At 64.2% G+C, this 15419-nt stretch carries 12 protein-coding genes; 9 read left to right on the forward strand and 3 right to left on the reverse strand.

Features of this window, described 5'->3' with window-relative positions; genetic code table 11:
• The first annotated feature begins 1 nt into the window (after nucleotide 1).
• The 3 genes from polA (at nucleotide 2) to WI26_RS18135 (ending at nucleotide 5655) form a co-directional block, all read left to right on the forward strand.
• Entirely contained in the window at nucleotides 2-2755 is a 2754-nt protein-coding gene (polA, locus tag WI26_RS18125; RefSeq protein WP_069226723.1) for a DNA polymerase I, read from the forward strand.
• 278 nt (nucleotides 2756-3033) lie between these two features.
• Entirely contained in the window at nucleotides 3034-4368 is a 1335-nt protein-coding gene (locus WI26_RS18130) for an NAD(P)/FAD-dependent oxidoreductase (RefSeq protein WP_069226724.1), read from the forward strand.
• 411 nt (nucleotides 4369-4779) lie between these two features.
• Nucleotides 4780-5655: a dienelactone hydrolase family protein gene (locus tag WI26_RS18135; protein WP_069226725.1), complete on the forward strand. Its 876-nt coding sequence runs from the start codon at nucleotides 4780-4782 to the stop codon at nucleotides 5653-5655.
• A gap of 53 nt (nucleotides 5656-5708) precedes the next feature.
• Here the strand turns inward: WI26_RS18135 and WI26_RS18140 are convergent, their stop codons facing one another.
• Together WI26_RS18140 and WI26_RS18145 are read right to left on the reverse strand one after the other, a co-directional pair.
• Nucleotides 5709-6578: a sulfurtransferase gene (locus WI26_RS18140; RefSeq protein WP_069226726.1), complete on the reverse strand. Its 870-nt coding sequence runs from the start codon at nucleotides 6576-6578 to the stop codon at nucleotides 5709-5711.
• Nucleotides 6579-6695: 117 nt separating this feature from the next.
• Nucleotides 6696-7802, reverse strand: a complete 1107-nt coding sequence (locus WI26_RS18145; protein ID WP_069226727.1) for an aromatic ring-hydroxylating oxygenase subunit alpha — start codon at nucleotides 7800-7802, stop codon at nucleotides 6696-6698.
• Between the two features lie 271 nt (nucleotides 7803-8073).
• Between WI26_RS18145 and WI26_RS18150 the strand changes: the two genes are divergently transcribed.
• From WI26_RS18150 to folE2, 4 genes are all read left to right on the forward strand, one after another.
• Nucleotides 8074-8367, forward strand: coding sequence for an exodeoxyribonuclease VII small subunit (locus tag WI26_RS18150; protein ID WP_059466504.1), 294 nt, complete (start codon nucleotides 8074-8076; stop codon nucleotides 8365-8367).
• The gene (locus WI26_RS18155) at nucleotides 8364-9248 is read left to right on the forward strand and encodes a polyprenyl synthetase family protein (RefSeq protein ID WP_059466503.1); all 885 of its coding nucleotides are present in this window, start codon (nucleotides 8364-8366) and stop codon (nucleotides 9246-9248) included. Before WI26_RS18150 ends, WI26_RS18155 begins: the two co-directional genes overlap by 4 nt.
• 80 nt (nucleotides 9249-9328) lie before the next feature.
• A complete protein-coding gene (gene dxs / locus WI26_RS18160) occupies nucleotides 9329-11233 on the forward strand; it encodes a 1-deoxy-D-xylulose-5-phosphate synthase (protein ID WP_059466502.1) in 1905 nt (634 codons plus the stop codon).
• A 154-nt stretch (nucleotides 11234-11387) separates the two neighbouring features.
• Nucleotides 11388-12197 carry a GTP cyclohydrolase FolE2 gene (folE2, locus tag WI26_RS18165; protein ID WP_059510092.1) on the forward strand — a complete coding sequence of 270 codons (810 nt, stop codon included), beginning with the start codon at nucleotides 11388-11390 and terminating at the stop codon, nucleotides 12195-12197.
• A 110-nt stretch (nucleotides 12198-12307) separates the two neighbouring features.
• Here the strand turns inward: folE2 and tsaD are convergent, their stop codons facing one another.
• Nucleotides 12308-13348 carry a tRNA (adenosine(37)-N6)-threonylcarbamoyltransferase complex transferase subunit TsaD gene (gene tsaD / locus WI26_RS18170; RefSeq protein WP_069226728.1) on the reverse strand — a complete coding sequence of 347 codons (1041 nt, stop codon included), beginning with the start codon at nucleotides 13346-13348 and terminating at the stop codon, nucleotides 12308-12310.
• A gap of 536 nt (nucleotides 13349-13884) precedes the next feature.
• Here tsaD and WI26_RS18175 point away from each other — a divergent pair.
• Nucleotides 13885-14727 carry a fimbrial protein TcfA gene (locus WI26_RS18175; protein ID WP_081334295.1) on the forward strand — a complete coding sequence of 281 codons (843 nt, stop codon included), beginning with the start codon at nucleotides 13885-13887 and terminating at the stop codon, nucleotides 14725-14727.
• 84 nt (nucleotides 14728-14811) lie between these two features.
• Complete coding sequence (locus WI26_RS18180; protein WP_059595281.1) at nucleotides 14812-15327, forward strand: CS1 type fimbrial major subunit; 516 nt, start codon at nucleotides 14812-14814, stop codon at nucleotides 15325-15327.
• The last annotated feature ends 92 nt before the right edge of the window (nucleotides 15328-15419 follow it).

Below are 15419 nucleotides of genomic sequence, written 5' to 3' on the forward strand. Positions count from 1 at the left end.
AATGCCTGAAGAACGAAATCTGGAAGGTAAGACCCTGCTATTGGTTGACGGTTCGAGCTATCTGTATCGGGCTTACCATGCGATGCCTGATTTGCGTGGCCCTGGCGGGGAGCCGACCGGAGCGCTCTACGGAATCATCAACATGCTGCGCCGTATGCGCAAGGAAGTCAGTGCAGAGTATAGCGCTTGCGTGTTCGATGCAAAGGGCAAGACGTTCCGCGACGACCTTTATGCCGACTATAAGGCAAACCGTCCGTCGATGCCGCCCGATCTTGCGCTGCAGGTCGAGCCGATTCACGGCGCGGTACGTGCACTCGGCTGGCCGCTGCTGATGGTCGAGGGCGTCGAGGCCGACGACGTGATCGGCACGCTCGCGCGCGAAGCCGAGCGGCACGGGATGAACGTGATCGTGTCGACCGGCGACAAGGACCTCGCGCAGCTTGTCACCGATCACGTCACGCTCGTCAACACGATGACCAACGAGACGCTTGATCGCAGCGGCGTGATCGAGAAGTTCGGCGTGCCGCCCGAGCGGATCATCGACTACCTCGCACTGATCGGCGACACCGTCGACAACGTGCCCGGCGTCGAGAAGTGCGGACCGAAGACGGCCGTGAAGTGGCTGTCGCAATACGACAGCCTCGACGGCGTGATCGAACACGCGGGCGAGATCAAGGGTGTGGTCGGCGACAACCTGCGCCGCGCGCTCGACTTCCTGCCGCTCGGCCGCAAGCTCGTGACCGTCGACACGGCTTGCGATCTCGCACCGCATCTCGAATCGATCGAAGCGTCGCTCAAGAGCGACGGCGAAGCGCGCGACCTGTTGCGCGACATCTTCGCGCGCTACGGCTTCAAGACGTGGCTGCGCGAAGTCGACAGCGCGCCCGCCGAAGGCGGCGGCGCCGATGCGCCGGAAGGCGATCCGGCGCCGATGGTGGCCGCGGACATCGTCCGCGAATACGACACGATCCAGACCTGGGAGCAGTTCGATGCATGGTTCGCGAAGATCGATGCGGCCGCACTGACTGCGTTCGATACCGAGACCACGTCGCTCGATCCGATGACCGCGCGGCTCGTCGGCCTGTCGTTCTCGGTCGAGCCGGGCAAGGCCGCGTATCTTCCGGTTGCGCACCGCGGCCCCGACCTGCCCGAGCAGTTGCCGATCGACGACGTGCTCGCGCGCCTGAAGCCGTGGCTCGAATCGGCCGATCGCAAGAAGGTGGGCCAGCACCTGAAGTACGACGCGCAGGTGCTCGCGAACTACGACATCGCGCTGAACGGCATCGAGCACGACACGCTGCTTGAGTCGTACGTGCTGGAGTCGCACCGCACGCACGACATGGACAGCCTCGCGCTGCGTCACCTGGGCGTCAAGACGATCAAGTATGAAGACGTGGCGGGCAAGGGCGCGAAGCAAATCGGCTTCGACGAAGTGGCGCTCGAGCAGGCCGCCGCGTACGCGGCCGAAGATGCGGACATCACGCTGCAGCTTCATCATGCGCTGTATCCGCAGGTCGCGCGCGAACCGGGCCTCGAGCGTGTGTATCGCGAGATCGAGATGCCGGTGTCGCTCGTGCTGCGCAAGATGGAGCGCACTGGCGTGCTGATCGACGACGCACTTCTGCAGGCGCAGAGCAACGAGATCGCGACGCGTCTCGTCGAGCTCGAAGGACAGGCGTACGAACTGGCCGGCGGCGAATTCAATCTCGGCTCGCCGAAGCAGATCGGGCAGATCTTCTTCGAGAAGCTGCAGTTGCCGGTCGTGAAGAAGACGCCGAGCGGCGCGCCGTCGACCGACGAGGAAGTGCTGCAGAAGCTGGCCGAGGATTACCCGCTGCCGAAACTGCTGCTCGAGCATCGCGGGCTGTCGAAGCTGAAGTCGACCTACACCGACAAGCTGCCGCGCATGGTGAATCCTGCAACGGGCCGCGTGCACACGAACTACGCGCAGGCCGTCGCGGTCACGGGCCGCCTCGCGTCGAACGATCCCAATCTTCAGAACATTCCGGTGCGCACGGCCGAAGGCCGGCGGATCCGCGAGGCGTTCATCGCGTCGCCGGGCCACCGCATCGTGTCGGCCGACTATTCGCAGATCGAACTGCGGATCATGGCGCACATTTCCGGCGACGCGTCGCTGCTGCGTGCGTTCTCGCAGGGCGAGGACATCCACCGCGCAACCGCCGCCGAAGTGTTCGGCGTGACGCCGCTGGAGGTCAATTCCGATCAGCGCCGGATCGCGAAGGTGATCAACTTCGGGCTGATCTACGGGATGAGCGCGTTCGGCCTCGCGTCGAACCTCGGCATCACGCGCGATGCGGCGAAGCTGTATATCGACCGCTACTTCGCGCGCTACCCGGGCGTCGCGCAGTACATGGAGGACACGCGCGCGGCGGCGAAGGAAAAGGGCTACGTCGAAACCGTTTTCGGTCGCCGCCTGTGGCTGCCGGAGATCAACGGCGGCAATGGCCCGCGCCGTCAGGCTGCGGAACGTGCGGCCATCAATGCACCGATGCAGGGCACGGCGGCCGATCTGATCAAGCTGTCGATGATCGCGGTGGACGACTGGCTCACGCGCGACCAGCTTGCATCACGAATGATCATGCAGGTGCACGACGAACTGGTGCTCGAGGTGCCCGACGACGAACTGTCGCTCGTGCGCGAGAAACTGCCGGAAATGATGTGTGGCGTGGCGAAGCTGAAGGTGCCGCTGGTCGCTGAAGTGGGTGCCGGCGCGAACTGGGAAGAGGCACACTGACGCACCCCGCGTGATTCCCGCTTCCCGCGGCATATTGTTGCAGGGATGCCGAATATCGAGATGGTTTGCTTGTGGTCAACGCGCAAGCTCCCGGACAATGCATGTCAGTCAGGTCATTGTCGCGGGGGCAGCGCGCCCCGCGTTCCGGGATCGGCGCATCGAAGTGTTTCGAACTGCACATCGATGATGTCCGAACCGGTTAATCCAACGGGCGGCGCGAACGCATCGCGTCTACATCGTCCGGCGGCAGCAGTTTCGAATCGCAAAGGGGGAATCGGATGCATCGGATCATCATCGTAGGCGGGGGCGCGGGCGGCCTGGAACTGGCGACGCGGCTCGGCGACCGTTACGGCGCGCGCGGCAATCGTCCCGCGCGTGCGCTCGTCACGCTCGTCGACCGCAATCCGACCCACATCTGGAAGCCATTGCTGCACGAGGTCGCGGCCGGCAGCATGGACCCGTTCACGCAGGAACTCGAATACGCGGCGCAGGCGCGCTGGCATGGCTTCGAGTTTCAGCAAGGCGAACTGACCTCGCTCGATCGCGCGGCGAAGCGCATCACGCTGTCGCCCGTCAACGACAGCGACGGCGCGGAACTCCTGCCGGCGCGCGATCTGGAATATGACACGCTCGTGATCGCGATCGGCAGCACGACGCATTTCTTCGGCGTGCAGGGCGCCGCCGAAAACGCGATCGCGCTCGATACGGTCGGCGAGGCAGAGCGCTTCCGCAAGCGCCTGATCGCCGCGTGCATGCGCGCCGAGCATCAGGCGCCGGCGCAGCCCGCGCCCGGAGCGGCGGACGAGCCGCGCATCCAGGTGGTGATCGTCGGCGGCGGCGCGACGGGCGTCGAGCTGTCCGCGGAGCTGCGCAACACCGCGCAGGTGCTGTCCGTCTATGGGCTGCACAAGCTCGACCCGCAGCACGACGTCGGCATCGTGCTGATCGAATCGGGGCCGCGAATTCTGCCCGCGCTGCAGGAGCGCGTCTCGACCGCAACGGCCGAGTTGCTCGAAAAGCTCGGCGTGCGATTGATGCTCGCCGAGCGCGTGACCGAAGTCGCGCCGGGTTTCGTGCACACCGCGAGCGGCAAGACGGTGCGCGCGGATCTCACGGTCTGGGCTGCCGGCATCAAGGCGCCGTCCGTGCTGTCGAATCTCGATGGTCTGCAGGTCAACAAGCTCGGTCAGCTCGACGTGCGCCGCACGTTGCAGACCTTCACCGACGACAACATCTTCGCCCTCGGCGATTGCGCGGCATGCGTATGGCCCGGCAATGAGCGCAACGTGCCGCCGCGCGCGCAGGCCGCGCACCAGCAGGCGAGCTTCCTGCTGAAGGCGATTGGCTGCCGGCTCGACGGACGTCAGTTGCCCGAGTTCACGTATCGCGATTTCGGTTCGCTCGTGTCGCTCGGTCACTTCAGCGCGGTCGGCAACCTGATGGGCGGGCTGATCGGCGGCAACATGCTGATCGAAGGGCTGTTCGCCCGCTTCATGTACATGTCGCTGTACCGGCTGCACGTCGCGGCGCTGCACGGCTATCCGCGCATGATGCTCGATACGGTCGCGCACTGGCTGCGCCGCACGACGCTGCCGCGCGTCAAGCTGCACTGACAGCACGCATGCTCCGACGGGCTGGGAACGCGTATCGTGCGCGTTTTCTGCCCGTTGTCGCTTCGAGTGCGGGTGGCTGCGGATTCGCCCATCGGGCCTGTTTATTGCGGATCGCTCCGTTTCGATCCCTCGACATCGAGCGCGCAACGGCGCTCGCCGCACGTATGCCGCGCATGGCCTTGCCGGGCCGGGGCGCGGCGGCTATCGATACCGCTGGATGCCGCTGCATTGCACCGTCGTAATCGAGTCTTACACATCTGACAGTTGACTCGACAACGGATTATTGGGCATCTTGTCCGGGTTTCCGCTTGCGGCGGGGTGCCAACCGCCGCGACATCCGCGCTGTCCGCCTGTGTGATGCCGGGTCGAATCCCCGGCCGTGACGGCGGCGCCCAATCGAGGAGTGCATTCATGTTGAAACCCGAAGTCGACAGCCTGGTTCCCCACGTTCCGTTCTCGCGCCGCAAGTTCATGCAGGCCGCGCTGGGCGGCACTTTCGCGGCGGCCGTGCTGCCCGTGTCGGCGCAGACGATCACGACCGACAGCACCGGGCTGGACGTCGACACCATTGAAATCCGCTCGGGAGACGCGAGCATCCCCGCGTATCGCGCGCAGCCGGTCGACAAGACGAACCTGCCGGTCGTCATCGTGATCCATGAGATCTTTGGCGTGCATGCGCATATCGCCGACGTCTGCCGTCGCTTCGCGAAGCTCGGCTATCTGGCGATCGCGCCCGACCTGTTCGCGCGCCAGGGCAATGCATCGAAGTATCCGACGATGAAGGAGCTGTACGACAACATCATCAGCAAGGTACCCGACCGGCAGGTTACGGAGGATCTCGACGCGACTGTCGCGTGGGCCGGCAAGAACGGCGGCGACCTGTCGCGTCTCGGTGTGACGGGATTCTGCTGGGGCGGCCGCCAGGCATGGCTGTATGCGGAGCACAATCCGCACGTGCGCGCGGCCGTCGCGTGGTACGGGTTCGTCGAGGGCAAGACTGACGAGATGACGCCGTTCAATCCGGTCGATCATGCGTCGTTGCTGAAGGTGCCGGTGCTCGGGCTGTACGGCGAGAAGGACACGAACATCACGCAGGCGTCGCTCGCGGACATGCGCAAGGCGATCCAGACGAGCGATTCGAAACTCGCGCGCCAATCGGAGATCGTCGTGTATCCGGATGCCGGTCACGCGTTCTTCGCAGATTATCGGCCGAGTTACGTGAAGGGCGATGCCGAGGACGGCTGGAAGCGCGCGATCGAGTGGTTCCACAAGTACGGCGTGATGTGAAACGACGAAGCGGCGGCCGGTGCCACCGCTTCGTCGTCGCACCGCGCAGGTGGTTACGGGTTCGGGCCGGTCGCGATCGGCCGCGACGGATCGGCGCTCCATTCGCTCCACGAGCCCGGATACAGCGACGCGCCATGCAACCCCGCGATTTCGAGCGCGAGCGCGTTGTGACATGCGGTCACGCCGGACCCGCATTGCAGGATCACGCTGTTCGGTTCGGTGCCGGCCAGCAGTGTGGTGAACGTCTCGCGCAGCTCATGGCCGGTCTTGAAGCGGCCGTCGGCGGCCAGGTTGTCCTTGAAGAACCGGTTGCGTGCGCCGGGAATGTGCCCGCCGACACGATCGATCGTTTCGTTTTCGCCGCGATAGCGATCCGGTGCGCGTGCATCGATCACGACGCGTTTGGCCGACGTCACGTTCGCGAGCACGGCTGCCGCGTCGACCGTCGATTCGAGCGGGGTCGTCGCGCGGAAGTCGCCGGCGGCCGGATGCGGCACGCCGGCGGTCAGCGGCTGGCCGGCCGCTTCCCATGCCTGCAGGCCGCCGTCGAGCACCGCGACGGAATCGTGCCCGAGCCAGCGCAGCAGCCACCATAGCCGCGCCGCATAGGCGCCGCCCTGTGCGTCATACGCAACGACCTGCTGGCCTTGCTTGACGCCGCGGCTGGCGATCAGCGTCGCGAAGGCGTCGCGGGTCGGCAGCGGATGGCGGCCGTTGGTGCCGGTCTTGCGGCCCGAAAGGTCGCGGTCGAGATGGAGATACTGCGCGCCGGGGATGTGGCCGGCCGCATAGGCGGCTTCGCCTGCGCTCGGGTCGACGAGGTCGAAGCGGCAGTCGAACACGGCGACGCTGCCCGGCGCCGAGGCCAGACGCTCGGCGAGATTGGCTGCGGAGATGAGCGTGGTGTAGTGGGTATGTGGCATGACGGCTCCCTGGAGTGCAAACGGCCTGATACTCCAAGTCTAAACAAAAAAAGACGGGCCGAAACCCGTCTTTTCATATGCCGGATGCCATGCGGCGCCGGCGCGCCGCGTGCCCGATCAGATGTCGCCGAGGTGGCGGCGCAGGAACTCGTGGAAGTGCTGCATGCCGTCTTCCATCGGGCTCTGGTATGGGCCGACCTGCGATTCACCGCGCACCATCAGTGCGCGGCGGCCCGCGTCCATCCGCATCGCGATTTCGTCGTCCTCGACGGCCGTCTCCATATAGGCGGCGCGCTCGGCCTCGACGAACTCGCGCTCGAACAGCGCGATTTCCTCGGGGTAATAGAATTCGACGATGTTGGTCGTCTTCTGCGGGCCGCGCGGGATCAGCCACGACACGACGAGCACGTGCGGATACCACTCGATCATCAGGCCCGGATAGTAGACCATCCAGATCGCGCCGAACTCCGGCGGCACGCCGTTGCGGAACTTGAGCACCTGCTCGTGCCATTTCTGGTAGGTCGCGCTGCCCGGTTTGGCGAGGGCGTTGTGCACACCGACCGTCTGCACGCTGTACCAGTCGCCGAACTCCCATTTGAGATCGTCGCACGACACGAAGCTGCCGAGGCCCGGGTGGAACGGGACGACGTGATAATCCTCGAGGTAGACCTCGATGAACGTCTTCCAGTTGTAATCGCACTCGTGCACTTCGACGTGATCGAAGAGGTACTCCGAGAAGTCGAAGTGATGCTTCGTGCCGAGGTTCGCGAGATCGCGCGCGACGTTGCGGCCTTCGGCCTCGAACAGCAGCCCCTGCCAGTTCTGCAGCGGGCTCTTGCCGAGGTTCAGGCACGGCTTGTCGGGGAAGTGCGGCGCGCCGAGCAACTGGCCTTCCAGATCGTACGTCCAGCGGTGCAGCGGACATACGATATTCTGCGCGTGGCCGCGCCCGTTCAGCATGATTGCCTGCCGGTGACGGCACACGTTCGACAGCAGTTCGATCTGGTTCGCCGGGTTGCGGACCAGCACGCGGCCTTCGTTCTCGGACGGCAGCGCAAAATAATCCCCCGCCTCGGGCACCATCAATTCGTGCCCGATGTAACGAGGTCCTTTCTTGAAGAGGGTTTCGATCTCGCGCTCAAGGAGCGCCTCATCGAAATAGGCAGTGACTGGAAGCTGGCTGTGAGCCGACTTCAACTGAAGCGCATCGCTCAGATTGGACATTCCCACTCCCGGTGTTAGCGTGAAAGCAGTGAACAACCCAACCATCGAAAAATCGATTTAGGGAAACGTGGAATTATACCCGGTTCGCCTCGCAAGGCTAGGATTAAGTGCCTGATTTGTGTCAATTTTTTGTCGAGAGGCAATCGGGGTGTGCACCCCGTGCGTCGAAGATGGGGCCGGAAGATGTGCCGGACTGGCCACGTCGGCAGATCGGAGAATTCTCTTTTGCCGTAGAATGTTCGACTTGTTTTGAAATTTGACACCCTCGTCCATGGCGAAAACCGCATCCCCTGGCGCCACGCCGCCCGGCAATGGCACCGACCCGTTGCCGGACAACTATGAGATGGCGCTCGCGGAACTCGAGACGCTGGTTGCCCGGATGGAAGGCGGCGCGTTGAGCCTCGAGGATTCACTGGCGGCGTATCGCCGCGGTGCGACCCTCGTTGCGTTTTGCCAACAGCAGCTCGAGAAAGTGGAGCAGCAGGTTCGCGTGCTCGACGGCGCGACGCTGAAGCCGCTTTCGTCCGGAACGGCCGCCACGGACGGCGAAGACGACGATCTATGACATTCGAACAATGGATGCGGTCCGTGCTCGACCGTGTCGAGGATGCACTCGGCCACTATTTGCCGGCTGATAATGTGGTGCCGACGCAACTTCACGAAGCGATGCGCTATGCGGTCCTCGGCGGCGGCAAACGCGTTCGCCCGCTGCTGTGCCATGCGGCAGGCGAGCTGACCGGCGCGACCGAAGCGGCGCGCAACGCAGCGGCGGCGGCGCTGGAGATGATCCACGTGTACTCGCTCGTGCACGACGACATGCCGTGCATGGACGACGACGCGCTGCGACGCGGCAAGCCAACCGTGCACGTGCAGTACGACGAGCCGACGGCGCTGCTGGTCGGCGATGCGCTGCAGTCGCAGGCATTCGTCGCGCTGACCGACGCCGAGGCACTGTCGCCGGTGCAGCAGGCCGCGCTCGTGCGCGAGCTTGCGCTGGCGAGCGGCTCGATCGGCATGGCCGGCGGGCAGGCGATTGACCTGGCGAGCGTCGGCCTCAAGCTGACGCGCGAACAGCTCGAGACGATGCACCGGATGAAGACGGGCGCGCTGTTGCGTGCCGCCGTGCGGATGGGCGCGCTGGCCGGCGACACGCCGTCGGCGGAAGCGATGGCCGCGCTCGACGTTTACGCGGGTGCCGTGGGTCTGGCGTTTCAGGTCGTCGACGACATTCTCGACGTCACGACCGATTCGGCAACGCTCGGCAAGACGGCTGGCAAGGACGCGGCGAACGACAAGCCGACCTACGTATCGATCCTCGGCCTCGACGCATCGCGTGAGCTCGCGGCCCAGCTGCGTGCCGACGCGCACGATGCGCTGAAACCGTTCGGCGCACGTGCACAGCGTCTCGCCGAACTTGCCGACCTGGTGGTGAACCGGGTCAGCTGACGCGAAGCCCGCCGCTGCGCACACGCTACGGTGCGTGCAATAGAATGCGGGCGCGTTTGATTTCCTACAATGGAACGACGATGTACGACTTGCTGAAAACCATCGACGACCCGGCGGATCTGCGCCGCCTCGATCGTCGCCAACTCCAACCGCTCGCGGATGAACTGCGCGCGTTCGTGCTCGACAGCGTGTCGAAGACGGGCGGCCATCTGTCGTCCAACCTCGGGACGGTCGAGCTGACGATCGCGTTGCACTACGTGTTCAACACGCCGAACGACCGGATCGTCTGGGACGTGGGTCACCAGACCTACCCGCACAAGATCCTCACGGGCCGCCGCGACCAGATGCATTCGCTGCGCCAGTACGACGGCATCTCGGGTTTTCCGCGCCGCAGCGAGTCCGAATACGACACGTTCGGCACCGCGCACTCGAGCACGTCGATCTCGGCGGCGCTCGGGATGGCGATCGGCAGCCAGCTGAACGGCGACGATCGCTTCTCGATCGCCGTGATCGGCGACGGCGCGATGACGGCCGGCATGGCGTTCGAGGCGATGAACAACGCAGGTGTGTCGGAGGATGCGAAGCTGCTCGTGATCCTCAACGACAACGACATGTCGATTTCGCCGCCGGTCGGCGCGCTGAACCGCCATCTCGCCCGCCTGATGTCGGGCCGCTTCTACGCGGCCGCGCGTGCGGGCGTCGAGCGCGTGCTGAGCGTCGCGCCGCCGGTGCTTGAACTCGCGCGCAAGCTCGAGGAGCACGCGAAGGGCATGGTCGTGCCGGCCACGCTGTTCGAAGAGTTTGGCTTCAACTACATCGGCCCGATCGATGGTCACGATCTCGATTCGCTGATCCCGACGCTGCAGAACATCCGCGAACTGCGTGGCCCGCAGTTCCTGCACGTGGTCACGAAGAAAGGCCAGGGCTACAAGCTCGCCGAAGCCGATCCCGTGCTCTATCACGGCCCCGGCAAGTTCAACCCGGCAGAAGGCATCAAGCCGTCGGCCACGCCCGCGAAAAAGACCTACACGCAGGTGTTCGGCGAATGGCTGTGCGATGAAGCCGAGCGCGATTCGCGCGTCGTCGGCATCACGCCCGCGATGCGCGAAGGCTCCGGCATGGTCGAGTTCGAGAAGCGCTTCAAGGATCGCTATTACGACGTCGGCATCGCCGAGCAGCACGCGGTGACGTTCGCGGGCGGCCTCGCGACCGAAGGGCTGAAGCCCGTCGTCGCGATCTACTCGACGTTCCTGCAGCGTGCGTACGACCAGCTGATCCACGACGTCGCGTTGCAGAACCTGCCGGTCGTGTTCGCGATCGACCGCGCGGGCCTCGTCGGGGCAGACGGTGCGACGCACGCGGGTGCGTACGATCTCGCGTTCATGCGTTGCATCCCGAACATGACGATCATGGCGGCGTCCGACGAGAACGAGTGCCGCCAGATGCTGCACACGGCGCTTCAGCAGCCGAACCCAACCGCGGTGCGTTATCCGCGCGGCGCGGGCACGGGTGTGGCGACGGTGAAGGAATTCACCGAAATCCCGCTCGGCAAGGGCGAAGTGCGTCGCCGCACGTCGCAGCCGGAAGGCAAGCGCGTCGCGATCCTCGCGTTCGGCACGATGGTCGCGCCGTCGCTCGTGGCGGGCGAGGAGCTCGATGCAACGGTCGCGAACATGCGCTTCGTGAAGCCGATCGATGCGGCGCTCGTGCGTGAGCTCGCCGAGACGCACGATTACCTCGTCACGGTCGAGGAAGGCTGCGTGATGGGCGGTGCGGGTTCCGCCTGCGTCGAAGCCCTGATGGAGAGTGGGGTTATCCGACCCGTAATACAATTGGGCCTCCCTGACCAGTTCATCGATCACGGCGATCCCGCGAAGCTGCTGTCGCAATGCGGCCTTGACGGCGCGGGCATCGCGAAATCGATTCGCGAACGCTTCCTGAGCCCGGTGGCCGATGTCGCCGGCCAGGCGAAGCGGGTCGCATAAGCTGGCGCCGCCTCCGGGCGGCGTCGGTGCGACTGGCGCAACCGGTCTACATTGATGCGGAAAACATGGGCCTGCGGGCCCATGTTGCTTTTCCGGCTGCCGCATGGCGCGGCGTGCGCGTCGTCGGACGCGCGGCTTACAAGGATTGAACAAGATGAACCAGATGAATCCCGCCTTCGTGATGCCCGACGTGCAGAGCACGGTGGATACCCGCCAGATTCCGATTCAGCGCGTGGGCGTGAAGGCGGTCCGGCATCCGTTGACGGTGTGCACCGAGAGCGGCGACGTGCAGCCGACCGTCGGCGTCTGGAATCTCGACGTGCGCCTGCCTGCCGATCAGAAGGGCACGCACATGTCGCGCTTCGTCGCGTTGCTCGAGGAGAATCGCGCGCCGCTGACGGTCGAGCGCTTCCGTGCGATGCTCGCGTCGATGCTCGAGAAACTGGAAGCCGAGGCCGGCCGCATCGAGGTCACGTTCCCGTACTTCGTGAACAAGACGGCGCCGGTGTCGGGCGTGCAGAGCCTGCTCGACTATGAAGTGACGCTCGCCGGCGAAAGCCGCAACGGCGAAGCACGCCTGTTCCTGAAGGTGCTCGTGCCGGTGACGAGCCTGTGCCCGTGCTCGAAGAAGATCTCGCAGTACGGCGCGCACAACCAGCGTTCGCACGTGACGATCGACGCCGAGCTCGCGGCCGACCTGCCCGTCGAGGCGCTGATTCGCATCGCGGAAGAAGAGGCGTCGTGCGAGCTGTGGGGCTTGCTGAAGCGTCCGGACGAGAAGTTCGTCACGGAGCGTGCGTACGAAAACCCGAAGTTCGTCGAGGATCTGGTGCGCGATGTCGCTCAGCGTCTCGATGCGGACGAGCGCGTGATCGCCTACGTGCTCGAGGCCGAGAATTTCGAGTCGATCCACAATCACAGCGCGTATGCGCTGATCGAGCGCGACAAGCGGCACGCTGCGTAACATCGTGCCGCTGCGGCGTTTTGCCGCTGCAAGGAAAAAAGGCCGCTCGATCGAGCGGCCTTTGTGTTTTTGGCAGGTGAATTCCGGTGCGTGCCGGTGCGTCGTGCGGATCAGCGTGCGAGCGACGCGAGATCCCAGCGCGGTTTTACCGTGAACGCGTAGTCGGCGTTTGCCTGCTCGGGCCAGCGGCCGAGCCGCAACGCGCCGGCGAGCGCGATCATCGCGCCGTTGTCGGTGCAGAGCGCGAGATCCGGGTAGTGCACGTCGAAGCCGCGCTTGGCCGCGGCGGCCGACAGCGCGGCACGCAACTGGCGATTCGCGCCGACGCCGCCCGCAACCACGAGGCGCTTGAGCTTCGTCTTCTTGAGTGCGGCGAGCGACTTCGCGACGAGCACGTCGACGGCCGCGTCGACGAAGCCGCGCGCGAGATCCGCTTTCGCGCGTTCGAGCGCTTCGCCTTCGAGTTTTGCCGCCTCGAACTTCTTCATCTGCGTGAGCACGGCCGTCTTCAGGCCGCTGAAACTGAAGTCGAGATCGCCCGAATGCAGCATCGGGCGCGGCAGCACGACGGCGCCCGGCGTGCCCGTTTCCGCAAGTTTCGACACTTCCGGGCCGCCCGGATAGCCGAGGCCGATCAGCTTTGCCGTCTTGTCGAATGCTTCGCCGGCCGCGTCGTCGAGCGTCTCGCCGAGCGTCTCGTACACGCCGACATCGGTCACGCGCATCAACTGCGTGTGGCCGCCCGATACCAGCAGCGCGATGAACGGGAAGGGCGGCGGCTTGTCGACGAGCAGCGGGGACAGCAGGTGCCCTTCGAGGTGATGGATGCCGACGGTCGGCTTGTTCCATGCCAGTGCGAGCGCATTCGCGATGCTCGCGCCGACCAGCAGCGCGCCGGCGAGGCCGGGGCCTTGAGTGAATGCGATCGCGTCGATGTCCTCGCGGCGCGTGCCGCTTTGCGCCATGACATCCTCGAGCAGCGGCAGCGCGCGGCGGATGTGGTCGCGCGATGCGAGCTCGGGCACGACGCCGCCGTATTCGCGGTGCATCGCGATCTGCGAATGGAGCGCGTGCGCGAGCAGGCCGCGCTGCGTGTCGTAGAGCGCGAGACCGGTTTCGTCGCAGGAGCTTTCGATGCCGAGAACGAGCATGGTGGGTGTGGGGCGCGTTTGGAAACGCGCGAGCCGGAATATCGACGGTAGTCGGAAATTATAACAGGCGAGCCCCGCCGCGCGATGCAGCGCCGTGCCCGGGGGCAGGTCAGGCGATCGTGCAGCGCACGGTAAAGATGTTCCTTTCTGTCAATTTTCGCTTCGCGCACAACGCCCGGACCTTCGCAAGGCGGATGTCATCGGATCCAATGGGCTGAATGTTCGCGCAATCGCTTCTCCTCATGATCTACGTCTACCCCCGGATCGAATGCGTTGGCATTGCGTCATTCCGTTTGGCGAGTTGTCGATCCAATGTTCGCGCGATTCAATATGGATAACTTAATTGATCGAACTTTTTTGATTTCATTTGTCGCGTATGGAAACTCATCCGGACCTCCAGCGAGCGCGGGCCGCTGGCCTCGTCAATTTTTCAATTCGATAAAAATAAGACTCGTCAGCTTCAATTTGGAGGAGGCCGTCGATAGACTGCGTGGGCTCGATATTACGGATTTTTCGGTTTCCCCTGCAAGGTCGCAATGAAGATCATATTGACACTGAAAATGGCGCGCGACGTCGTGTCGCGGCACGGCTTGTGTCGGCGGCGCGCTGCTGAAAAACACGCTGTTGCGAGACGAAGCGGATTTCCGATTTTTGATCATCGCGTTCTTTGTGCGTTGCTCGCTTCTTCCTCATTGGTAACAGCTGCGAATGCTTTTGCAAATATGACTGTTTACCCAATGTCGCTCGCTATCGATACCGCGAAAGCGCAAACCGCTCAGATTCGCGTCTATTCGAAATCGGACGAGGTGCAGTACGTAAAGGTCTCGGTGAAAAAAGTTATCGAGCCGGCGACCGACCGTGAGCACGAAATTTCCGTCGGTGTCGCGGACGGCGGCGGTCTTGTCGTGTCGCCCCAGAAATTCGTGTTGTCCGGCGGTGCAAGCCATGTCGTGCGACTGATCAGCCTCGCTCGCCCCCAGGAGGAGACGCTTTACCGTGTCTATTTCGAGCCGGTTACCACGCTCGACGATGGCGCCGACGACACCCGCGCAGTCAAAGGCGACGTGAGCGTCAATCTCGTCTGGGGCGTGCTGGTCAGGGTGTTGCCCGTCGTTGCGCAACCCCGGATAGAGGTCGTCACGCCAACGTCGATCGAGAACAGGGGCAACGTGCGCATCGGTGTGCTCGATATCGGCCGCTGCCAGCAGGCACCTACTCCAGTAAGTTGCGTCTGGCATGCAGTCGACAGCAGCGTGTACCCCGGCCAGTCGCTTTCGGTTCCGGATGATGTCGTCCCGCATCCGCGTTCCCTGCTGCGTGTGAAGTACCAGGTCGATAGCGTGAAGGGTATTCAGACGCAGGAATTCCCGTTCAATTGATCGGTTGTCGGGAGGGTTGTCTCCCATCTTTGTTGTCGAGATGGTTGGCGTATTTTTAATAGTTAAAGAAGGACTCCATATTAAATGATGATCAAATACATTCCCGTCATCGCCATGTCGATGCTGTCCTTGTCCGCAATGGCAGTTCAGAAGGACATTACCGTCGTCGCTGATGTCGACCCGACGCTGGAGTTGCTCCAGCCGGACGGATCTGCGCTGCCGTCAACGCTTCGTCTCAGCTACGTCCCTGGCTCCGGTCTGCAGAAGCAATCGGTGCAGACGAAGATTTTCAGCAACGATGCTTCCCGGGATCTCCAGGTTCGCCTCGCTGTCGAGCCCCAACTGGTGTCGGTCACCAATACGTCGGCCGAACCGATTCCGTTGTCTGTCGCGTATGGCGGCAAGGAGCTGAATGTTACGCCGATCACGATCAAGGCCAGCGACGTCTTTACGGACGCCAGCGCCACCAGCACGACGAACATGCCGCTCGAAATCAAGCCGTCCAAGGCATCCGTGATCACCACTGCCGGCAGCTATCAGGGTGTGGTCAGCATCGTGCTGACGCAGGCCGCGAAGGCCGTCGCGCCGCCGAGCAAATAATCGACGTTTCCGTCGCGCGGCACGAGCGTTTGCGCGTGCCGCGCCCTTCAGTCGTCCACCTCTCAATCCATTGCGCATTCTGTTGGTGACGC

Origin of the sequence: Burkholderia diffusa (assembly GCF_001718315.1) — a bacterium.
GTDB lineage: Bacteria > Pseudomonadota > Gammaproteobacteria > Burkholderiales > Burkholderiaceae > Burkholderia > Burkholderia diffusa_B.